Origin of the sequence: Pseudomonas sp. SWRI111 (assembly GCF_014268555.1) — a bacterium.
Lineage (GTDB): Bacteria > Pseudomonadota > Gammaproteobacteria > Pseudomonadales > Pseudomonadaceae > Aquipseudomonas > Aquipseudomonas hamedanensis.
Genome location: NZ_JABWQQ010000010.1, coordinates 32,086 through 54,600 on the forward strand (window position 1 = coordinate 32,086; position 22,515 = coordinate 54,600).

The 22,515-nt window shown below is 60.8% G+C and carries 18 protein-coding genes; 9 read left to right on the forward strand and 9 right to left on the reverse strand.

Annotated elements, in window-relative coordinates; all coding sequences use genetic code 11:
* Positions 1–171: 171 nt before the first annotated feature.
* Positions 172–1,191, reverse strand: coding sequence for a quinone-dependent dihydroorotate dehydrogenase (locus tag HU755_RS13610; protein ID WP_186551564.1), 1,020 nt, complete (start codon positions 1,189–1,191; stop codon positions 172–174).
* 219 nt (positions 1,192–1,410) lie between these two features.
* On the opposite strand from HU755_RS13610, the gene HU755_RS13615 reads away from it, so the two are divergent.
* The 8 genes from HU755_RS13615 to cobA all read left to right on the forward strand — a co-directional run bounded on the left by HU755_RS13615 (position 1,411) and on the right by cobA (position 13,104).
* Entirely contained in the window at positions 1,411–2,622 is a 1,212-nt protein-coding gene (locus HU755_RS13615) for a CmpA/NrtA family ABC transporter substrate-binding protein (protein ID WP_186633397.1), read from the forward strand.
* Positions 2,623–2,637: 15 nt separating this feature from the next.
* Entirely contained in the window at positions 2,638–3,213 is a 576-nt protein-coding gene (locus tag HU755_RS13620) for an ANTAR domain-containing response regulator (protein ID WP_007916390.1), read from the forward strand.
* A 325-nt stretch (positions 3,214–3,538) separates the two neighbouring features.
* Positions 3,539–4,750 (forward strand): NarK/NasA family nitrate transporter, encoded by a 1,212-nt coding sequence (locus HU755_RS13625; protein ID WP_186551566.1) that lies wholly within the window; start codon positions 3,539–3,541, stop codon positions 4,748–4,750.
* Positions 4,751–4,757: 7 nt separating this feature from the next.
* Positions 4,758–6,428 carry a bifunctional protein-serine/threonine kinase/phosphatase gene (locus tag HU755_RS13630; RefSeq protein ID WP_186633399.1) on the forward strand — a complete coding sequence of 557 codons (1,671 nt, stop codon included), beginning with the start codon at positions 4,758–4,760 and terminating at the stop codon, positions 6,426–6,428.
* Positions 6,429–6,841: 413 nt separating this feature from the next.
* Complete coding sequence (gene nirB / locus HU755_RS13635) at positions 6,842–9,295, forward strand: nitrite reductase large subunit NirB (RefSeq protein ID WP_186633402.1); 2,454 nt, start codon at positions 6,842–6,844, stop codon at positions 9,293–9,295.
* Positions 9,292–9,609 carry a nitrite reductase small subunit NirD gene (nirD, locus tag HU755_RS13640; RefSeq protein ID WP_186551569.1) on the forward strand — a complete coding sequence of 106 codons (318 nt, stop codon included), beginning with the start codon at positions 9,292–9,294 and terminating at the stop codon, positions 9,607–9,609. Before nirB ends, nirD begins: the two co-directional genes overlap by 4 nt.
* Positions 9,609–12,320, forward strand: coding sequence for a nitrate reductase (locus HU755_RS13645; protein WP_186633405.1), 2,712 nt, complete (start codon positions 9,609–9,611; stop codon positions 12,318–12,320). The genes nirD and HU755_RS13645 overlap by 1 nt, the downstream gene beginning before the upstream one ends.
* Before the next feature lie 13 nt (positions 12,321–12,333).
* Positions 12,334–13,104 (forward strand): uroporphyrinogen-III C-methyltransferase, encoded by a 771-nt coding sequence (gene cobA, locus HU755_RS13650; protein ID WP_186633408.1) that lies wholly within the window; start codon positions 12,334–12,336, stop codon positions 13,102–13,104.
* Between the two features lie 69 nt (positions 13,105–13,173).
* Here the strand turns inward: cobA and HU755_RS13655 are convergent, their stop codons facing one another.
* The 8 genes from HU755_RS13655 to ppsA form a co-directional block, all read right to left on the reverse strand.
* On the reverse strand, positions 13,174–14,208 hold the full coding sequence (locus HU755_RS13655; RefSeq protein WP_126361745.1) for an OmpA family protein: 1,035 nt from the start codon (positions 14,206–14,208) through the stop codon (positions 13,174–13,176).
* A 107-nt stretch (positions 14,209–14,315) separates the two neighbouring features.
* Positions 14,316–14,906 (reverse strand): RNA polymerase sigma factor SigX, encoded by a 591-nt coding sequence (gene sigX, locus HU755_RS13660; RefSeq protein ID WP_016773832.1) that lies wholly within the window; start codon positions 14,904–14,906, stop codon positions 14,316–14,318.
* 90 nt (positions 14,907–14,996) lie between these two features.
* Positions 14,997–15,821 (reverse strand): mechanosensitive ion channel domain-containing protein, encoded by an 825-nt coding sequence (locus tag HU755_RS13665; RefSeq protein ID WP_095138641.1) that lies wholly within the window; start codon positions 15,819–15,821, stop codon positions 14,997–14,999.
* Positions 15,822–15,823: 2 nt separating this feature from the next.
* Positions 15,824–16,072: a hypothetical protein gene (locus tag HU755_RS13670; protein ID WP_008076827.1), complete on the reverse strand. Its 249-nt coding sequence runs from the start codon at positions 16,070–16,072 to the stop codon at positions 15,824–15,826.
* Positions 16,073–16,135: 63 nt separating this feature from the next.
* A complete protein-coding gene (locus tag HU755_RS13675) occupies positions 16,136–17,131 on the reverse strand; it encodes a zinc transporter ZntB (protein WP_186551572.1) in 996 nt (331 codons plus the stop codon).
* Positions 17,132–17,152: 21 nt separating this feature from the next.
* Positions 17,153–17,644: a ribonuclease E activity regulator RraA gene (gene rraA, locus HU755_RS13680; protein WP_186551573.1), complete on the reverse strand. Its 492-nt coding sequence runs from the start codon at positions 17,642–17,644 to the stop codon at positions 17,153–17,155.
* A gap of 221 nt (positions 17,645–17,865) precedes the next feature.
* A complete protein-coding gene (locus tag HU755_RS13685) occupies positions 17,866–18,855 on the reverse strand; it encodes an alpha/beta fold hydrolase (protein ID WP_186633412.1) in 990 nt (329 codons plus the stop codon).
* Positions 18,856–19,040: 185 nt separating this feature from the next.
* Positions 19,041–21,416, reverse strand: coding sequence for a phosphoenolpyruvate synthase (gene ppsA / locus HU755_RS13690; protein ID WP_186551575.1), 2,376 nt, complete (start codon positions 21,414–21,416; stop codon positions 19,041–19,043).
* Positions 21,417–21,590: 174 nt separating this feature from the next.
* Between ppsA and HU755_RS13695 the strand changes: the two genes are divergently transcribed.
* Positions 21,591–22,409 carry a pyruvate, water dikinase regulatory protein gene (locus tag HU755_RS13695; RefSeq protein ID WP_016773826.1) on the forward strand — a complete coding sequence of 273 codons (819 nt, stop codon included), beginning with the start codon at positions 21,591–21,593 and terminating at the stop codon, positions 22,407–22,409.
* The last annotated feature ends 106 nt before the right edge of the window (positions 22,410–22,515 follow it).

Here is a 22,515-nt window from a genome sequence, read left to right on the forward strand (position 1 = left end):
ACAGAGATCCCTGTGGCGAGGGGATTTATCCCCGCTCGGCTGCGCAGCGGTCGCGAAGTCTGAATCCTCAACTTACCCGATACATCGCGGTTGAAGGATTTGGGGCTGCTGCGCAGCCCAACGGGGATAAATCCCCTCGCCACAAAAGCTCCCACAAGCCCTCGGCAATCCTCAACGCAACGCGGCGATGGCATCCACCGATTCGCGAATCAGCGCCGGGCCTTTATAGATGAAGCCCGAATAAATCTGCACCAGGCTTGCACCCGCCTCGATCTTCTCTGCCGCATGCTTGCCCTCGGTAATCCCGCCTGCGGCGATGATTGGCAAGCGTCCCGCCAGCTCGGCGGCCAGCACCTTCACGGTGTTCGTGCTCTTGTCGCGCACCGGTGCACCGGACAGGCCGCCCGCCTCGTCGCCATGCTCCATGCCTTCAACCCCGACACGGCTGAGAGTGGTGTTGGTGGCAATCACCGCGTCCATGCCGGTTTCGATCAGTGCCTGTGCGACCTGAGCGGTTTCTTCGTCGGTCATGTCCGGTGCGATCTTAATCGCCAGGGGCACGTGCTTGCCGTGGCGCAAGGCCAGTTCGGCGCGACGGGTGGCCAGGTCGGCGAGCAGTTGCTTGAGCGAGTCACCGAACTGCAGGCTGCGCAGGCCCGGGGTATTGGGCGAGCTGACGTTGACTGTCACATAGCTGGCGTGGGCGTAGACCTTGTCCAGGCAAATCAAGTAATCGTCGACTGCACGCTCGACCGGGGTGTCGAAGTTCTTGCCGATATTGATACCCAGCACGCCCTTGTATTTAGCCGCAGCCACTCGCGCCAGCAGGTTATCCACGCCCAGGTTATTGAAACCCATGCGGTTGATGATCGCCTCGGCTTCCGGCAGGCGGAAGATTCGCGGCTTCGGATTGCCCGGCTGCGGACGCGGCGTCACGGTGCCGATTTCGACAAACCCGAAGCCCAGTTGGGCAAAGCCATCGATGGCCGCGCCGTTCTTGTCCAGACCGGCGGCCAGGCCCACCGGGTTGGGAAATTCCAGACCCATGACCGTCACCGGCACTTTTGCCGGCGCCTTGCACAGCAAGCCGTTAAGGCCCAAACGCCCGCCCGCGCCGATCAGGTCCAGCGACAGATCGTGGGAGGTTTCCGGGGAAAGTTTGAACAACAGCTGACGGGCCAGGGTGTACATGGGCGGTGATGACTCGGGCGGCGAAAAGAGGCGGCGATTATAGCCGGGCATCGCCCCACCGCGCGAGGCGCACGGACAAATCGCTGGCACTGGCATATGCCTTGCACCGATGCAGTTATCAGCGCGCAGACCAATGGCGGCAGGCGGGCAAGGACAATGGCGTCGTTTCCGGGGTTGCAGCGCAACATCCGGGACGGCGTTTTTTTTGAGGTGGGTTGTATGAATGAACTTTCGCCAGGGCCGCTGGCCTGGGTCAATGGCAGCGATGCCCCGGAAAAAACCGCGATCAACCTGGGTTTCATGGCCCTGAGCGATTGCGCCTCGGTGGTCGTCGCCGCGACACAGGGTTTCGCCCAGCCTTACGGTCTGACGTTGAATCTCAAGCGCCAGGCCTCATGGGCGAATCTGCGCGACAACCTGGTCAGCGGCGAGCTCGATGCCGCGCACAGCCTGTACGGCTTGATTTACGCGGTGCACCTGGGCATTGGCGGTGTCGCTGCGACCGACATGGCGGTGCTGATGGGCCTGAACCAGAACGGGCAAAGCCTCAACCTTTCGCACGGCCTGCAAACCCTCGGCGTGACCAGTCCTGAAGCGCTGGATCGGCACGTGCACCAAAGCCGCGCAAAACTGACCTTTGCCCAGACCTTCCCCACCGGCACTCACGCAATGTGGCTGTATTACTGGCTGGCGAGCCAGGGCATCCATCCATTGCAGGATGTCGACAGCGTGGTCGTGCCGCCGCCGCAAATGGTCGCGCACCTGCAAGCCGGCCGCATCGACGGTTTCTGCGTCGGCGAACCGTGGGCCGCCAGCGCTGTGCAGCAGGATCTGGGCTTCACCCTCGCCACCAGCCAGACCATCTGGCCCGACCACCCGGAAAAAGTCCTCGGCTGCACCCGCGAATTCGTCGAACAGTACCCGAACACCGCGCGGGCCCTGGTCATGGCAATTCTTGAAGCCAGTCGCTTCATCGAAGAAAGCGCGGAGAACCGGCGCAGCACGGCACATCTGCTCAGTGCCGCCGAATACCTCGACGCGCCCGCCGCCTGTATCGAGCCACGCTTTCTCGGAGACTACGCCGACGGCCTCGGCAATCGCTGGCAGGACCCGCATGCGCTGCGCTTTCACGCTCAGGGCGAGGTCAATCTGCCGTACCTCTCCGACGGCATGTGGTTCATGACGCAATTTCGCCGCTGGGGCCTGCTGCGCGAAGACCCGGATTACCTGGCCGTGGCGCGTCAGGTTCAACAACTGGACGTTTATCGGTCAGCAGCCAGCGCCGTCGGAGTCGCTGCCGGGAGCACGGACATGCGCAGCAGCCAGTTGCTCGACGGCAAAATCTGGGATGGCAGCGACCCGGCCGGCTACGCGCGCAGCTTTCGGCTGCACGCCCTGAGCGACGACGCTCCCCTTCTTGCCCGCCGCTGACAGGAGACCGCGAACATGTTGCGCATTCTGCTGATCAACGACACCGCGAAAAAAGTCGGCCGCCTGAAAGCCGCGCTGACCGAAGCCGGTTTCGAGGTGATCGACGAGTCCGGCCTGACCATCGACCTGCCCGCGCGCGTCGAAACGGTGCGCCCGGACGTGATCCTGATCGATACCGAGTCACCGAGCCGTGACGTCATGGAGCAAGTGGTGCTGGTCAGCCGCGACCAGCCACGGCCGATCGTGATGTTTACCGACGAGCATGATCCGGGGGTGATGCGTCAGGCGATCAAGTCAGGGGTCAGTGCCTACATCGTCGAAGGCATTCACGCACAGCGCTTGCAGCCGATTCTCGATGTGGCGATGGCCCGCTTCGAAAGCGATCAGGCCCTGCGCGCGCAGTTGCAGGCGCGCGACCAACAACTGGCCGAGCGCAAGCGCATCGAGCTGGCCAAGGGCTTGTTGATGAAAATGAAGGATTGCAACGAGGAAGAGGCCTACACCCTGATGCGCCGCCAGGCCATGAGCCGTCAGCAGAAGCTGATTCAGGTGGCGGAGCAGATCATTGCCATGAGTGAGTTGCTGGGCTAAGTCGTGTTGATGGTCAGGGCCCTTCGCGAGCAGGCTCGCTCCCACATTGGAATGCGGTCCCCCTGTGGGAGCGAGCCTGCTCGCGAATGGCCGCGCCTCGGTCCGGAACTGTTGGCACAGATCTGGCTAAGCATTCAGTACAGGTAACCAACGGCGGTTGCCCCACCTACGACAAAGACGTCGCTCACCCCGTTCGCCCTTCGGCGAATCAGGTAGCGGCGTTTTTGCGTTTTGGCCCCACAGACCGGGGCCGGTGGTGCGGCCGTGCGGCGCTCCACCTGCTGTACATGACTCCTTTCGAGACTCTTTTCAGCCGAGGTGCGCGATGAATTCAAGCTTCTGGAAATCCGGCCATACCCCGACCCTGTTCGCGGCCTTCCTGTATTTCGACCTGAGCTTCATGGTCTGGTACCTGCTCGGCCCGCTGGCGGTGCAGATTGCCGCCGATTTGCACCTGACCACGCAACAGCGCGGCCTCGTCGTCGCCACGCCGATCCTGGCCGGTGCGGTGTTGCGCTTCGCCATGGGCATGCTGGCCGATCGCTTGTCGCCGAAGACGGCCGGACTGATCGGCCAGGTCATCGTCATTTGCGCGCTGTTCGGCGCGTGGAAGCTCGGCATCCACAGTTATGAACAGGCGCTGATCCTCGGTCTGTTCCTCGGCATGGCCGGCGCCTCGTTCGCCGTAGCCCTGCCGCTGGCCTCGCAGTGGTATCCGCCAGAACATCAGGGCAAAGCCATGGGCATTGCCGGTGCGGGCAACTCCGGCACCGTGTTCGCCGCCCTGCTCGCCCCGGTGATTGCCGCCGCGTTCGGCTGGAGCAACGTGTTCGGTTTCGCTCTGATCCCGCTGATCCTCACCTTGGTGCTATTTGCGTGGCTGGCGAAAAACGCCCCACAGCGGCCGAAACCGAAAGCCATGGCCGACTACTTCAAGGCCCTGGGTGATCGTGACAGCTGGTGGTTCATGTTTTTCTACAGCGTCACCTTCGGTGGCTTCATCGGTCTGGCCAGCGCCCTGCCCGGCTACTTCAACGACCAATACGGCCTGAGCCCGGTGACCGCCGGCTACTACACCGCAGCCTGCGTGTTCGGCGGCAGCCTGATGCGGCCGCTGGGTGGCGCACTGGCGGATCGCTTCGGCGGCATTCGCACGCTGCTGGCGATGTACACCGTGGCGGCCATCTGCATCGCGGCCGTGGGCTTCAACCTGCCAAGTTCCTACGCGGCGCTGGCACTGTTCGTCTGCACCATGCTCGGTCTCGGCGCCGGTAATGGCGCGGTGTTCCAGTTGGTGCCCCAGCGCTTTCGTCTGGAGATCGGCGTGATGACCGGACTGATCGGCATGGCCGGCGGGATCGGTGGTTTCGCCTTGGCCGCCGGCATGGGCGCGATCAAGCAGAGCACCGGCAGTTATCAGCTCGCCCTGTGGTTGTTCGCCAGCCTGGGCATCCTCGCCTGGTTTGGTCTGCACGGGGTGAAACGCCGCTGGAGAACCACCTGGGGTTCGGCGGCCGTCACGGCGGCACGGGTCTGAGGCTTCAATGGCCCTGCAATTGAGCTTTGCCGAAGCCAGCGCCACCGGCCCGCGTGCGGAAAACCAGGACGCTTTGCGTTCGGTGACACCGGCGCCGGCGCTGGCCGCGAGCAAGGGTTATCTGTTCGCCATCGCCGATGGCGTCAGTCAATGTGCCGACGGCGGCCTCGCCGCGCGCTCGACCTTGCAGGCCCTGGCACTGGACTATTACGCCACCCCGGAAACCTGGAGCGTGGCCCAGGCACTGGATCGCCTGTTGCTCGCGCAGAACCGCTGGCTGCAGGCCAATGGCGGTGGGCAGCCGCTGCTCACCACCGTCAGCGCGCTGGTCATGCGTGGCCGGCGGTTCACCCTCGCCCATGTCGGCGACTGCCGGGTCTATCGCTGGCACGCCGACAGCCTGCAACGGATCTCCGAGGATCACGTCTGGGAGCAACCGGGCATGCAGCATGTGCTCAAGCGGGCGCTGGGGCTGGATCAACATCTGGTGCTGGACTTTCTCGACGGCGAGCTGCGTGACGGCGAGCGTTTTGTGCTGCTCAGCGACGGCGTGTGGTCGACCCTGGGCGATACCGCGATCGCCGCGATCTTGCGCGATCAGCCCGACCTGCACAGCGCCGCACGCACCTTGGTCAACGCCGCGCATCTGGCCGGGAGTCAGGACAATGCCAGTGCCTTGCTCGTTCGGGTCGATCATGTCGGCGAGGCGAACCTTGGCGATGCGCTGATTCATTTGCAGCAATGGCCCTTGCCGCCAGCGCTGAAACCCGGCCAGGCTTTTGAAGGCTGGCAAGTGCAGGGCATTGCCGCGCAGAGTCAGCAATCGCTGTTGTATCGGGTCACGGACGGGCAGGACCAGCCATGGCTGCTGAAAACCCTGCCTTCGCGTTCAAGCGATGATGCTCAGGCCGGGCAAGCGCTGCTGTCTGAGGAATGGTTTCTCAAACGCGTGGCCGGCCGCCACTTTCCCGAAGTCCATGCGTGCCATCAGCGTCAGCATTTGTACTACGTGATGCGTGAATATTCCGGCATGACTCTGGCGCAGCGCTTCCAGCAGAGCGGCCCGTTGCCGATGGCGCAGTGGCAGGACATCGCCGAACGGCTGTTACGTGCGGTCGGGTTGCTGCATCGGCGGCAGATTTTTCATCGCGATATCAAACCGGAAAACCTGTTATTGGCCGATGACGGCGAGCTGCGGGTGCTGGATTTCGGCCTGGCGTATTGCCCGGGGTTGTCCGAAGACACGCCGTCAACGCTGCCGGGAACGCCAAGCTTTATCGCCCCGGAAGCGTTTCGCGGGGATCCGCCGAGTGCACAACAGGATTTGTATGCGGTCGGCACCACCCTCTATTACCTGCTGACCGGGCACTTTCCCTACGGTGAGATCGAAGCGTTCCAGCGCCCCCGATTTGGCGTGCCTGTCAGCGCCAGTCGCTATCGGCCGGACTTGCCGGAATGGCTGGCGCAGAGTCTTGAGCGCGGCGTGGCCGCTGACCCGCAACAACGGTTCGAAACGGCCGAAGAGTGGTTGCTGATACTGGAACAGGGCGAGCGGCGCAGTTTGAGTGTCAGGCCGCGGCCTTTATTGGAGCGGGAGCCGTTGAAGGTTTGGCGGACCATGGCGTTGGTGGCGCTGCTTGGGAATGTTGTGCTGCTGGTTTTGTTGTTTCATGGCTGAGACCGAAGTGCGGCTATCGCGAGCAGGCTCACTCCTACAACTTGAAATGCGTTCCCCTGTAGGAGTGAGCCTGCTCGCGATGAGGCCAGGCCTGACCCCACAGTTCTTCCAGGAATTAACGCGCCACGAACGAGCAACACGCCTCGATTCGGTGCAAAAAAATCACCCACTCCATCCCCAATGCCCAATAAACCCGCCCTCATCCAAGTTGGCACAACCACTGCATTACTCTTCTCACCATACATAAAAGCCCAACCTTCAACGATGAAGGCTGCGCTTCCCGAGAGAACGGGACCAGGACAAAGGCGTCCTCGCTAGGCAACTAGCGGGACGCCTTTTTTTGTTGGCGCAAAATTTGTCGAGCAAGGCCCGACGGCCCACCAGAGGCCAGCCGCAGCTCCCCGGAGAACCTGATGAAAAAACTCAAACTGGTGATGATCGGCAATGGCATGGCCGGGGTCCGCACCCTGGAAGAATTGCTCAAGCTGAGCGACGAGCTCTACGACATCACGGTCTTCGGTGCCGAACCGCACACCAACTACAACCGCATCCTGCTGTCGCCGGTGCTGGCCGGCGAGCAAACGTTCGAAGAGATCGTGCTCAACGACCTCGACTGGTACCTGGAAAACAACATCAAGTTGCTGCTCAACCGCAAAGTGGTGGAGATCGACCGGGTCAAGCGCCGGGTGATCGCCGAGGACGGCACCGAAGCCGAATACGACCGGCTGCTGATCGCCACCGGCTCGACGCCGTTCATCCTGCCGATCCCCGGCAACACCTTGCAGGGCGTGATCGGATACCGCGACATCGCCGACACCCAGGCGATGATCGACACCGCCAAAACCCATAAACATGCCGTGGTCATCGGCGGCGGCCTGCTCGGCCTTGAAGCGGCCAATGGTCTGATGCTGCGCGGCATGCACGTCACCGTCGTGCACCTTGGTGAATGGCTGCTCGAGCGTCAGCTGGACAAAACCAGCGGCCAGTTGCTGCAAAGCGCCCTTGAGTCCCGCGGCCTGCACTTCCGCCTGTGTGAACAGACCCAGGCCCTGCACGACGCCGGCAATGGCCGGGTCGGCTCGGTGCAATTCAAGAACGGCGACATCATTCCTGCCGACCTGGTGGTGATGGCGGCCGGTATCCGCCCCAACACCGAACTCGCGGAAAAGGCCGGCATCCCGTGCAATCGCGGGATTCTGGTCAACGACACCCTGCAAACCTACGACCCGCGCATCTACGCGATTGGCGAATGCGCCAGCCACCGCGGCATCGCCTATGGCCTGGTCGCACCGCTGTTCGAACAGGCCAAGGTTTGCGCCAATCACCTCGCCCAGCTTGGCTTCGCCCGTTATCAGGGTTCGGTGACCTCGACCAAGCTGAAAGTCACCGGCATCGATCTGTTTTCTGCCGGCGATTTCATGGGCGGTGAAGGCACCGAGACCATCACCCTCTCCGACCCGATCGGCGGCGTGTACAAAAAACTGGTGATCAAGGATGACGTACTGGTCGGCGCCTGTCTGTACGGCGATACGGCAGATGGCGGTTGGTATTTCCGCCAGATTCGTGAGAACCACGCCATCGGCGAGATCCGCGATCATCTGATGTTCGGTGAAAACGCCTTGGGTGACGTAGGACATCAGGGCCAGGACAAAGCCATGGTCATGGCCGACAGCGCCGAAGTCTGCGGCTGCAACGGCGTGTGCAAAGGCACCATCGTCAAAGCGATTCAGGAACACGGCCTGTTCAGCGTTGACGAAGTGAAAAAACACACCAAGGCCGCCAGCTCCTGCGGTTCCTGCGCCGGGCTGGTCGAGCAGATCCTGATCAACACCGTGGGCGGCGCGGCTGACGTCAAACCGAAAAGCGAAAAGGCCATCTGCGGTTGCAGCGACCTCAACCACGGGCAAATCCGCCAGGCCATCCGCGAACAGCACCTGCTGACCATCGCCGGCACCATGAGCTACCTTAACTGGCGCACGCCAAATGGCTGTGCGACATGCCGGCCGGCCCTCAACTATTACCTGATTTCCACCTGGCCGGGCGAGGCCAAGGACGACCCGCAATCGCGTCTGATCAACGAACGCGCCCACGCCAACATCCAGAAGGACGGCACGTACTCCGTAGTGCCACGCATGTGGGGCGGCGTGACCAATCCATCGGAACTGCGGCGGATTGCCGACGTGGCGGACAAGTACAACGTGCCGATGGTCAAGGTCACCGGCGGGCAGCGCATCGATTTGCTGGGGATCAAAAAGCAAGACTTGCCAGGTGTCTGGAAAGACCTCGACATGCCGTCCGGCCACGCCTACGGCAAATCCATCCGCACGGTAAAAACCTGCGTTGGCAGCGAGTTCTGCCGCTTCGGCACGCAGAATTCGACGCAACTGGGCATCGACCTTGAGCATGACTTGTTCAACATGTGGTCGCCGCACAAAGTGAAGCTTGCCGTGTCCGGTTGCCCACGCAACTGCTCGGAAGCGGGCATCAAGGATGTGGGAATTATCGGCGTCGACTCTGGCTGGGAGATGTACATCGGCGGTAACGGCGGGATCAAGACCGAAGTCGCCGAGTTCTTCGTCAAGCTGAAAACCGCCGAGGAGGTTCGCGAATACAACGGCGCTTTCCTGCAGCTGTACCGCGAAGAAGCCTTCTATCTGGAGCGCACCGTGCACTACCTGCAACGGGTTGGCATGGAGCACATCAAGAAGAACGTGCTGGAGGACGCCGAGCGGCGCAAAGCCTTGAACGAGCGCCTGCAATTCTCCCTGTCATTCGAGCAGGACCCGTGGAAAGAACGTCTGGCGCAGCCGCAACTGAAAAAAGAATTCGACGTGATCCCTGTGAAAAATCTGGAGGTGCCGGCATGAACTGGCTCGATATCTGTGCCCTGGAAGAGATCAATGCCCTCGGTTCGCGGATCATCGCCGGCCCCAAAGGCGACATCGCGATTTTTCGTACAAGCGACGACGAGGTTTTCGCCCTCGACGACCGCTGCCCACATAAGGGCGGGCCGCTGTCCCAAGGCCTGATCTACGGCAAGCGTGTGGCCTGCCCGCTGCACAATTGGCAGATCGACCTCGAGTCGGGCGAAGCTCAGGCGCCGGATGTCGGTTGCGCCCATCACCATCCGGCACGGGTTGAGAACGGCCGGGTGCAATTGGCCCTGCGGGACGCCATCTGATGAACCGCCAGACGACCGCCTCGACCTGCTGTTACTGCGGAGTCGGCTGCGGCGTGCTGATCGAGCATGACGGCGAGCGCATCCTCGGCGTCAGCGGCGATCCGACGCACCCGGCCAACTTCGGCAAACTGTGCAGCAAAGGCTCGACGCTGCACTTGACCGGCGACCTCGCCGCCCGTGCCTTGTACCCGGAACTGCGTCTGGGCAAAGGCCTGGCGCGCAGCCGCACTGACTGGGACACCGCGCTGGAGCACGCCGCCAATGTGTTCGCCGCGACCATCGCCGAACACGGCCCGGACAGCGTGGCGTTCTACATCTCCGGGCAATTGCTCACCGAGGACTACTACGCGTTCAACAAGCTTGCGCGGGCACTGGTAGGCACCAACAACATCGACAGCAACTCGCGGCTGTGCATGTCTTCAGCGGTGGTTGGCTACAAGCGCAGCCTCGGCGCCGATGCACCACCGTGCAGCTACGAGGATCTGGAACTCAGTGACTGCGTGATGATCGTCGGCAGTAACATGGCCTACGCCCACCCGGTACTCTTTCGCCGGCTGGAAGAAGCAAAATCCCGACGTCCGCAGATGAAAGTCATCGTTATCGACCCTCGTCGTACCGACACCTGCGATCTGGCTGACCTGCATCTGGCGATTCTTCCGGGCACTGATGTCGCTTTGTTCCATGGGATTTTGCACCTGCTGCTGTGGGAAGACTGGGTCGATCGCGATTTCATCAGCGCGCATACCGAAGGCCTCGCCGCGCTGAAAACGCTGGTGCGCGATTACACCCCGCAGATGGTTTCGCAACTGTGCGGCATCAGCATCGAGCAGTTGCAGCAATGCGCGGAATGGGTCGGCACGTCGCCAAGCTTTCTGTCGCTGTGGTGCATGGGCCTGAACCAGTCCACGGCTGGCAGCGCGAAAAACAGCGCACTGATCAATCTGCACTTGGCTACCGGGCAAATCGGTCGTCCTGGTGCAGGACCTTTCTCGCTGACCGGTCAGCCGAACGCCATGGGTGGGCGGGAAACCGGTAGTTTGTCGAACTTGCTGCCCGGCCATCGTGACGCCGCAAACCCTGAGCACCGCGCCGAGGTGGCGGAGTATTGGGGCGTAGAAAGCTTGCCGGAAGCGCCTGGCCTGAGTGCCATCGAATTGTTCGAGCAGGTGCGCAGCGGCAAGATCAAGGCGCTGTGGATTGCCTGTACCAACCCCGCACAGTCAATGCCGGATCAAAGCGCAGTACGCGCAGCGCTTGAGGCCTGCCCGTTTGTGGTGTTGCAGGAAGCTTTTCGCACCACCGAAACCGCTGCGTTTGCCGACCTGCTCTTGCCCGCCGCCAGTTGGGGCGAGAAGGAAGGCTCGGTGACCAATTCCGAGCGACGCATTTCCCACGTACGCAAAGCCGTTGTCGCTCCGGGCGAAGCACGGCCGGACTGGGCGATCACGGTAGATTTCGCACAGCGTCTGGAGAAACGTCTGCGGCCGCTGCACGCGAGCCTGTTCAGCTTTGATCAGCCTTCGCAGTTGTTCGATGAATTCAAACTGCTGACCCGCGGGCGTGATCTGGATTTGTCCGGAATCAGTCACGCACTGATCGACGAGATCGGGCCGCAGCAGTGGCCCTTCCCGGCTGGCGCCCGCCAGGGCACGGCGCGCTTGTACAGCGACGGAATTTTTCCTACGAGCAATGGCCGCGCGCAGTTCATTGCCGATCCCTACCGCGCCGCCAAAGAGCAGCGCGATGCGCGGTTCCCGCTGACCTTGCTCACCGGCCGCTTGCGTGACCAGTGGCACGGCATGAGCCGTACCGGCACCGCCGCGCAATTGTTCGGCCATGTCAGCGAAGCGGTCTTGAGCCTGCACCCGGACGAGATGCGCCGGCATCGTTTGCAATCCGGGGATCTGGTCAATTTGAAAAGCCGTCGCGGCGCGGTGATTGTCGCGGTTGGCAGCGATGACAGCGTGCGTCCGGGGCAAGCGTTTCTGCCGATGCACTGGGGCGATCGTTTCCTCAAGGGCGGCGTCAACAGCCTGACCTTGCCGGCCTTCGATCCGTTGTCCAAACAACCAGAACTCAAGCACAGCGGCGTCCGTCTGGAACCGGTGAACCTGCCGTGGCAACTGTTTGCCTTGATCGAGGGAGATGTCCAACGGCACCTGGAAACTCTACGACCGCTCTGTGAGGCATTTTCCTACGTCAGTATCAGCCTTGTAGGACGTGAACGTCCGGCATTGCTGATACGCGCCGCCAGCACCGTCGCGCCGGATCCACAGCTGCTTGGCGAGATCGATCAGTGCCTGGCGCTGATTGAGGGCCCGGTTCTGGCCTACGACGACCCGCGTCGTGCCATCGGTAAACGCGTGCGCATCGAAAACGGCCGAATCACAGCGATTCGCCTCGCCGGCGAAACCCTTGCGCAACATTGGCTGCAAAGCCTGTGGCTCGAAGGTCGTGCAGACGAACAACTGCGGCGCTGGCTGCTGGCCCCGATGAGCGCACCACCGGGCGGTGCCGGGGCCATCGCGACTGACAAGACGTTGTGCAATTGCGAAAACGTCAGCCTGAACGCAGTCTGCGCGGGCATTCGCCAAGGCATGGACTTGCAAGCCCTGAAAACCAATCTCCGATGCGGTACGCAATGCGGCTCCTGCGTGCCGGAAATCAAGCGTCTGCTGGCTGCCGAAACGCGGCCGGTCGCGGTCATTTAATGAGGACAACACCATGAATGCGAAAGTCTGGCTGGTGGGCGCAGGCCCTGGCGATCCCGAGCTGCTGACGCTCAAGGCCGTGCGCGCACTGCGCGAGGCAGATGTGGTGATGATCGATGATCTGGTCAATGGCGCGGTGCTGGAGCATTGCCCCACGGCGCGGGTGATCGCCGTGGGCAAGCGCGGTGGCTGCCGTTCGACGCCGCAGGCATTCATTCACCGGCTGATGTTGCGTTACGCCCGTCACGGCAAGTGCGTGGTGCGGCTCAAGGGCGGCGATCCGTGCATCTTCGGCCGCGGCGGTGAAGAGGCGCAATGGCTGCGCGAGCGCGGGGTCGAGGTGGAGTTGGTTAACGGCATTACTGCCGGACTGGCCGGGGCAACACAATGCGATATTCCGTTGACCCTGCGCGGTGTCGCCCGTGGGGTGACGCTGGTCACTGCCCACACGCAGGACGACAGCCAGCTGAATTGGCAGGCTCTGGCCCAAGGCGGGACGACGTTGGTGGTTTACATGGGCGTGGCCAAGCTGGGCGAGATTCGCGATCAGCTGTTGGCGGGCGGCATGGCGGCGGATACGCCGGTGGCGATGATTGAAAACGCCTCGTTGCCGCATCAGCGCGAATGTCGCAGCGATTTGACTGCGATGGCTGAGGATGCGTGTGCGTTTGAATTGAAGAGCCCGGCGATTCTGGTGATTGGCGCCGTGGCTGCTGCTGTTGAAGAGCAAAAGATCGCAGCCTGCGGCAGCTCCAACACTGCGCAAGGCCTGCAAGCGCTTTAGATCCCAGAGCCAAATCGCAGACAAAGAAAAGCCCGGCCTAAGCCGGGCTTTTCTCAGAGCGGCAGCTAATTACTTAGCTTGAGCTTCAACCTGCGCTTCTACGCGACGGTTTACAGCGCGGCCAGCGTCAGTTTTGTTGTCAGCAACTGGGCGGGATTCGCCGTAGCCAACAGACTGAACGCGGGACGATTCAACACCGTACTGGTTGGTCAGAACTTGCTTAACGGCGTTTGCACGACGCTCGGACAGTTTCTGGTTGTAAGCGTCAGGACCGACGGAGTCAGTATGACCTTCAACAGTAGTGGTGGTGGATGGGTACTGCTTCATGAAGTCAGCCAGGTTCTTGATGTCGCCGTAGCTGTTAGGCTTGACTACCGACTTGTCGAAGTCGAATTTCACGTCCAGCTCAACACGAACAACTTCAGCAACTGCTGGGCAGCCATCAGCGTCAACGGTTACGTTGGCTGGGGTGTCCGGGCACTTGTCAACGTTGTCGCAAACGCCATCGTTGTCGCTGTCGGAGCAGACTTCAGCTGGTGCTGGAACTGGAGCAGCAGCAGGCTTGGAACCGCCACCGAAGTTCACACCGATACCGACGCTAGGAGCCCACTCGGTGTCGCCCTGGTCGATGTTGTATTGAGCTTCAACGCCAGCACGGGCGTAGAAGTTCTCGGTGAAGTACAGCTTGGCACCGCCGCCAACGTTGGCGAAGGTGGAACGGTTACGACCGTTCGAGCCGTTCTGGTCGATGCTCTGGTCGGAGAAACCGGCCGAGACGTATGGACGCAGCATGTCGCCTGGGTTGTTGAAGTGGTACAGAGCGTCCAGAGCGGTGTTAGCGCCTTTGACGTTCTTGCCATCGTCGGCACGTACGTTGTGAACTTCGTCGTAGCCCAGACGCAGTTCTACGTCGTCGGTCAGGAAGTAACCGATCGAACCGCCGAACAGGTTGCCGTTGTTCTTGAAGTTACGAGCGCTGTCGAATTGTTCTTTCTTAGCGAAGCCTTCGATTTCAACTGCGCCTTGGCCTTGTGCCAGAGCGCCGAACGAAGTGGCGGCAATCAGAGAACCAATGGCCAAGCCCAAGGTGTTTTTCAGTTTCATCCGTTAAATCCCCATCTGGTGATTGTGAAGCAGTCCCGCAAACCGGGGGACAACTCGGCGGCAAGTCTATCAGAACTTGCCTACACGTAAGAGATATTTGCGCTGAACTAAGTTTCAGCAATGCCTGCAAATTTCTCACGCAATTTATCTAGAGCACGTTTGTAACGCATTTTTGTCGCACTCAAACCCATGTGCATGATGTCTGCGATCTCCTGAAATTCCAGCTCTGCGACAAATCGTAGCACCAGAATTTCGCGGTCGATCGGATTCACATACACCAGCCAGCGATCAAGCCCACCCTTCTCCTCCGGCTTCGGCGCCTTTTCTTCAGACGCTTCTTCAAGAGGGTCCAGGCTGAGAGCGTCCATCAAGCGACGCTTACGCCGTTCCTTCCGATACTGCGTGATGCATTCGTTGTAAGTGATGCTGTACAGCCAGGTTTTGAACTTCGATTTCCCCTCGAAGTTCTTCAGGCCATACAGCACCTTCAGCATCACTTCCTGACAGACATCGTCTGCGTCGCGATCGTTCCCAAGATATCTCGCGCAGACGTTAAATAATGTTCGCTGGTAACGCCGCATCAACTCTTCATAGGCGCGCGTTACGTGAAACAGCTCGGTATGCGAGCGCGCGACCAACTCCTCATCAGAGAGCTCGCGGGGGTCGTAGCGCGTAGATAGCGGTTGGGCTTTATTCAAAACAAGTCGTGCCGACAGTCAGGTCAATGTCCGCCGCAACCAGCCTCAGCTGGCATTTTGCGGCGGCATACATTAGCAGGGTTTGCCGGATTAGCGGCTACTCACATGCTGTTCCAGCAGGATCCGATTGGAAAGAGAGACTAGCTCACCTTCATCGGTCAGCACGGTGGTTTTAACCGTACCGATTTCCTCGATCTGGCCTTCGACCTCGCCTACACGCACTTGTTGCCCAACCTGATACAGCTCACGCACATAGATTCCCGCAAGAATCTGACCGGCAATTTCCCGGCTTCCCAACCCCATGGCCAGCGCAACTGCCAGACCAACGGTAATCAATACAATGACAATCACATGGTTCAGCAGGTCAGTCTTGACTTCCAGCTGACTGATGGCGACCGAGATGCTGATGATGATTACCAGCCCCTGGGCAATCCGCCCCAGCCCGGAAGCGTAGTCCAGGCCTACGCCTTCTGCCGCCCCGCGCACCAGCCCGTTGGCCAGTTGCGCGAGCAAAACCCCTACCAGCAACACCAGCGCGGCGCCGAATACTTTCGGCAAATACAACGCCAGCATGTCCAGCGTAGCTGAAACTCGCTCAAGGCCAAGGGATTCTGCCGCAGAAACCAGGAAAATCAGCAGAACGAACCAATAAACGATTTTACCGATCAGTGTCGAGATCGGCACTTGCAGCCCGGCGCGCGACATCAGCTTGGTCAGTCCGGTGCCGCCCATCAGGCGGTCGAGGCCCAGTTTGGCGAGCAGTTTGGACAACAAGGTGTCGAGCAGTTTGGCCACGACGAAACCCAACAGCAGCACGACCAGTGCGCCGAACAGGTTCGGGATGAAATTAGCGACTTTGGTCCACAACGCAGTCATTGCAGTGACGAGGCTCTGGGTCCAGAGATCAAGTTCCATATTCAATCAGCCTTATCAGCAGTGCGAGCGGTAGGTTTACGCAGACGGGAAACCGGCGAGACATGGGCCGATCCGTTATTCAGGGCGATCATCAGCGCGGGCAGCCAGCGGCCCAGCAGGCTGAACAGATCACCGGCGCCGACCTGGCGGTTGGCGGTTTTGAGTACGCGGCCCAGGCAGGCATCGTCGTCGCGGCTGGACGGCGAAGCGTTGAGCATGTCGCGCAAAGACTGTTCAAACGGATCGTGCATACGCACCTCTCGTGATGTCTGTGAAAGACGCGGGCAAATTTGCTCGGGTCACATGCGCCATGTTCACACCCAGCGCAAACGGCGAAACAACCACCACTGGCCCAGTGCCAGGGCGAGTACCGTGGAGCAGGCGATCAGGAAACCGTAAGGGCTGCTGGCGAACGGAATACCGCCGACATTGATGCCCAGCAGACCGGTGATGAAACTCATCGGCAAAAAGATGCAGGTGATGATGCCGAAGCGGTACATGGTGCGATTCATGCGCACGCTCAAGCGTCGGTCTTCGGCCTCAAGCACAAGCCCCACGCGCTCTCGGGTCAATTCCAGCTCTTCCAGATAACGGGTCAGGCTGTTGTTCAGTTCGTTCCAGTAGTCGGCATCGTCTTCGACAAACCAGGGCAGTTTTATCCGCGTCAGTTGTCCGAAAATATCCCGCTGCGGTGCAAGAAAACGTTTCAGTCCGGCGGCCCGGCGGCGGATGTGCAAAATGGCTCCATGTTCCGGAGTATACCGTTCGTCGGCATCGAGTTTTTCTTCCTCTTCATCGACCACTTCCGACAGGCAAGCGACCAGATCCTGAACCTTGTTGGTGAGGAACTGCGCCAGGTACAGCATCAATTCGGAAGAGGTTTTCGGGCCTTTGCCCTCACTCAGAATCGCCAGCAATTCATCGGTGGCGCGCAACGGACGCAAACGCAGGGAAATCACCCGTTGGGCGGACGCAAAAATCCGCACCGAGACCATGTCTTCCGGCTCGGCCCCCGGATTGAGGTTGACGCCACGCAGAAACAGCAGCAGCTCGGCGTCCGGCAACGGCAGCAGCCGCGGTCGAGTGTTTTCTTCCAGCAGCAGGTCGCAAGTAAATTCGTTGAGTCCGCTGGATTTACGCAGCCAGGTCTGGGTCTGTGGATGACTGCGATCCCAATGCAGCCACAGGCTTTCATGAGCCTGCAACTGCAAGTCGTCGAGTTCAGTCCGGGCTATCGAACGCGCACCGCCTTTACCGTCCAGCACCAGGGCATGCACCAGCCCCCACTGCGCGTTTTCTTCCTCGAACATCCGCATCCCTTTATCGAAAGCTTATTCAGGCATTTTCAGCGGGCTCGGCGAGACGATCACGCCGTTGTTGTCCGCATAAACGTAGTGGCCCGGGTGGAAGGTGACACCGGCGAACGTCACGGCAACGTTAAGGTCACCGATGCCGCGCTTGTCAGTCTTCATCGGGTGGCTGGCCAGCGCCTGCACGCCAAGATCGGTCTGGGCGATGACGTCGACGTCACGGATGCAGCCGTAGATCACCATCCCCTCCCAACCGTTTTTCGCAGCCTTCTCGGCAATCATGTCGCCGAGCAGCGCGCGGCGCAGAGAGCCCCCGCCATCGACGACCAGCACCTTGCCTTTGCCGTTGAGCTCGGCCTGAGCCTTGACCAGCGAGTTGTCCTCGAAGCATTTGACGGTCACGATCTCGCCACCGAACGAGTCACGACCGCCGAAATTGCTGAACATCGGTTCCAGCACCTGCACCAGTTCCGGATAGGCGTCGCACAGGTCAGGCGTAAGGTAATGTTCCATCGAAAAACTCCTGTAGCAGGGGATCAAGGATGCCGCATTCTGATGAGACGAGTTCCGGCGGTCGCTGTTTACCTTAGTTCATGCCATGGTCGCTGAGCGAACCTGAACAAACGCTGAAACGTAATCGCTAAACAGCCACGAAATATGACCAGAACCGCACAACGCGTCATATCTTAGCCGCAACCCCCGCTGAACGGAACGCCCTTTTCAGCCCTGCCGGTTCATCCCGCAGCCGCCAGATCCGCCTTCCGCGCCAGCAACGGCGTCTGCTGATCGTTCAACCAGCGCGCCACCAGCGGCCACACTTCAGCCTGCGCCGCTTTGCTGACCAGCATCTCGACATGACCGAAATTATCCGAGAAGCCCTGCTCGCGGCCCAGGTTGATGAATTGCTTGTGCTCGGAACCTATCTGATCGAACAGCTTGCGGCAGGCCCAGACCGGGTCCTGGTGATCCCCCGCTGCGCTCACCGCAAGCACCGGGACCTGCACATCCGCCAGACCCGCCCACCAATCCTTGTCCTTGTCGCCAAACCGGCCGAACAAGCCGTACCAGCGCATGCTTTCGATGGCCAGGCCGATCGGCTCGTCTTCAGGACCGCGTTTGAGCCGGGAGCCGGACAACTGTGCAAAACGCTTGAGAATAAAGCGCCCGCCCCACTCCACCGGTGGAATTTTCAGCGGCCAGTACGTGCGGCTGACCTGGGTGCCGAAAAACGCCGCCGAGGCCACCGCCGGCTCGCCGAGATATTCACCGCCGAGCGCGGCTGCCAGGGTGATGCCGCCCAGAGAATGGCCGATCCAGTGCGGGATCTGCCCGCTTTGCTCGCGGACGAACGCAGCGATCGCCGGCAAATCGTAACGGGCATAGTCGGCGACGCAGTTGCGCCGATAGTCCTCGTTGCGTTGCGACAAGCCATGGCCGCGCATTTCCGCAATCCACACATCAAAGCCCAGCCGCGCCAGATACGCGCCCAAACCCAGGCCTTTGGGTGAAAACCAGAAGCGCCGATTGGAAAAACTGCCGTGCAGCAGAATCACCGGCACGCCACGTGGCACCGCCTCGTCGGCCATGCCCAGGCGGGTCACCGCGATCTCGACGGACCAGTCACGGCTGTTGCCGGGTTTCAATCGATAGACGTCTTCGCTCAGATCGCCGCGCCGCTCGGCGCTGATCAGGGCGACAGGAAACAGGTTGCTGCTGCTTTGCATAATGCTCTTGCACAAAAAAGGGCGGCATCCAATGGAGCCCGCCCTACTTCAATCTCAAGGCCCGGTCCATGTGGGAGCGAGCCTGCTCGCGAAAGCGGTGTATCAGCCAACATCCATGGCGGATGTTGCTCCGTCTTCGCGAGCAGGCTCGCTCCTACAGGGTCAGGCCGTCGTTCACATGTTGATCAAGCCTGCGCCTGGCCTTCGGCGAGGAAGAACCAGGTTTCCAGCACGGTGTCCGGGTTCAGCGACACGCTTTCGATGCCCTGCTCCATCAACCAACGGGCCAGATCCGGGTGATCGGAAGGGCCCTGACCGCAGATACCGATGTACTTGCCGGCCTTGTTGCACGCCTGAATCGCGTTCGACAGCAACTTCTTGACCGCTGGATTACGTTCGTCGAACAAGTGCGCGATGATCCCGGAATCGCGATCCAGACCCAGCGTCAGTTGAGTCAGGTCGTTGGAGCCGATCGAGAAACCGTCGAAGAATTCCAGAAATTCTTCGGCCAGAATCGCGTTGGATGGCAGTTCGCACATCATGATCACGCGCAGACCGTTGTCGCCACGGGCCAGGCCGTTTTCGGCGAGCAGATCGACCACCTGACTGGCTTCGCCCAGGGTACGGACGAACGGCACCATGATTTCGACGTTGGTCAGGCCCATCTCGTTGCGCACACGTTTCAGCGCACGGCATTCGAGTTCAAAGCAGTCGCGGAACGATTCGCTGATGTAACGCGAAGCGCCACGGAAGCCCAGCATCGGGTTTTCTTCTTCCGGCTCGTACAGCTTGCCGCCGATCAGGTTGGCGTATTCGTTGGACTTGAAGTCCGACAGACGCACGATGACCTTCTTCGGTGCGAACGCTGCAGCGAGGGTGCTGATGCCTTCGACCAGTTTCTCGACGTAGAAACCAACCGGATCGTCGTAACCGGCGATGCGCTTGTCGACGCTTTCCTTGATCTCCGGCGGCAGACCGTCGTAGTTCAACAGCGCCTTGGGGTGCACGCCGATCATGCGGTTGATGATGAACTCGAGACGGGCCAGGCCCACACCGGCGTTCGGCAGTTGTGCGAAATCGAAGGCGCGGTCCGGGTTGCCGACGTTCATCATGATCTTGAACGGCAGCTCCGGCATGGCGTCGACGGAGTTTTTCTTGATGTCGAAGCCCAGTTCGCCTTCGAAGATGTAACCGGTGTCACCTTCGGCGCAGGACACGGTCACGCCCTGGCCGTCCTTGAGCAGTTGGGTGGCGTTGCCGCAACCGACCACCGCCGGAATGCCCAGCTCGCGAGCGATGATCGCCGCGTGGCAGGTACGCCCGCCACGGTTGGTAACGATGGCGCTGGCGCGCTTCATGACCGGTTCCCAATCCGGGTCGGTCATGTCGGAGACCAGTACGTCGCCCGGCTGGACTTTGTCCATCTCGGAGACGTCCTTGATGATGCGTACCTTGCCGGCGCCGATGCGCTGACCAATCGCACGGCCTTCCACCAGCACCGTGCCGGTTTCTTTCAGCAGGTAACGTTCCATGACGTTGGCCTGGGTGCGGCTTTTTACGGTTTCCGGACGCGCCTGCACGATGTACAGCTTGCCGTCGTCACCATCTTTGGCCCACTCGATGTCCATCGGGCAGCCGTAGTGCTTCTCGATGATCATCGCCTGTTTGGCCAGCTCGCTGACTTCGGCGTCGGTCAGGCAGAAACGCGCGCGTTCGGCCTTGTCGACCTCGACGGTCTTGACCGAACGACCGGCCTTGGCCTCGTCGCCGTAGATCATCTTGATCGCTTTGCTGCCCAGGTTGCGGCGCAGGATCGCCGGACGACCGGCTTCCAGCGTGCCTTTGTGGACGTAGAACTCATCCGGGTTGACCGCGCCTTGAACCACGGTTTCACCCAGGCCGTAAGCGCCGGTGATAAACACCACATCACGGAAACCCGATTCGGTATCGAGGGTGAACATGACGCCGGCGGTGCCGGTTTCCGAACGCACCATGCGCTGCACGCCGGCCGACAGGGCGACCAGTTTGTGGTCGAAGCCCTGGTGCACGCGGTAGGAAATGGCGCGGTCGTTGAACAGCGAGGCGAACACCTCTTTGGCGGCGCGGATCACGTTGTCCACGCCACGGATATTCAGGAAGGTTTCCTGCTGACCGGCGAACGAAGCGTCCGGCAGGTCTTCGGCGGTGGCGGAGGAACGCACGGCCACGGCCACGTCAGGGTTGCCAGCCGACAGCGCGGCGAACGCGGTGCGGATCTCGGCGTTGAGTTTTTCCGGGAATTCGGCGTCCATGATCCATTGGCGGATCTGCGCGCCGGTCTTGGCCAGGGCATTGACGTCGTCGACGTCGAGCGCGTCGAGGGCCTTGTGGATCTGCTCGTTCAGGCCGCTCAGTTCGAGGAAATCACGATAGGCCTGAGCCGTCGTGGCGAAGCCGCCGGGGACCGAAACACCGGCGCCTGCCAGGTTACTGATCATCTCGCCCAGGGATGCGTTCTTGCCCCCCACATGCTCAACATCGTGTTTGCCGAGCTTATCGAGGGAAACTACGTACTCTACCAAGGTGATCTCTCCACTAACTGTGTTGGAAAAGCTCAGAAACCGGCGGCCCGGGGGAGCCTCGGCCGGTTGTATGGCCTGGACCTGGAAAATAAGTGAGAATGCGGGCCAATGGCGACCGGCAAATCGCGCCTATCATATCCAAGAGTGTCAATTAACTTAAGGCCCAAGGTGCAAATGAAACGATCTGCTTTCTTCATCTCCGATGGCACCGGCATTACCGCCGAAACCCTGGGTCAAAGCCTCTTGGCGCAGTTCGAAAACATTACCTTCAGCAAGTTCACGCGTCCGTACATCGACAGCGTGGAAAAAGCGCGAGCCATGGTACAACAAATCAACAAAGCCGCTGAAACCGACGGCTTTCGTCCGATCATCTTCGACACCATCGTCAATCAGGACATTCGTGAGATTCTCGCAACGTCCAATGGTTTCATGATCGACATTTTCTCGACCTTTCTCGCGCCGCTCGAACAGGAGCTGACCGAGCATTCGTCCTACACCGTCGGCAAGTCGCACTCCATCGGGCACAACTCCAATTACATGGAGCGCATCGAGGCGGTGAACTTCGCCCTCGACAACGATGACGGCGCACGCACCCACTATTACGACAAAGCCGATCTGATACTAGTAGGCGTGTCGCGATGCGGCAAAACCCCGACGTGTCTGTACATGGCGATGCAGTTCGGCATCCGCGCGGCCAACTATCCGCTGACCGAAGACGACATGGAACGCCTGACCCTGCCCACCGCCCTGCGCGCCCACCAGCACAAGCTGTTCGGCCTGACCATCGACCCGGACCGCCTCACCGCGATCCGCAACGAGCGCAAGCCCAACAGCCGTTATTCGAGCTACGCCCAGTGCGAATTCGAAGTGCGCGAAGTGGAAAACCTGTTCCGTCGCGAGAACATCCCGCACATCAACTCGACGCATTTCTCCGTGGAAGAGATCTCGGCGAAGATCCTGGTCGAGAAAGGCGTCGAGCGGCGGTTCAAGTAGTTCTGCATTGCCTGGCCTGGCGCCTTCGCGAGCAGGCTCGCTCCCACAGGGTTTTGGGGTGAATGCAAAATTTGCAGACACACCCGAACCCTGTGGGAGCGGGCTT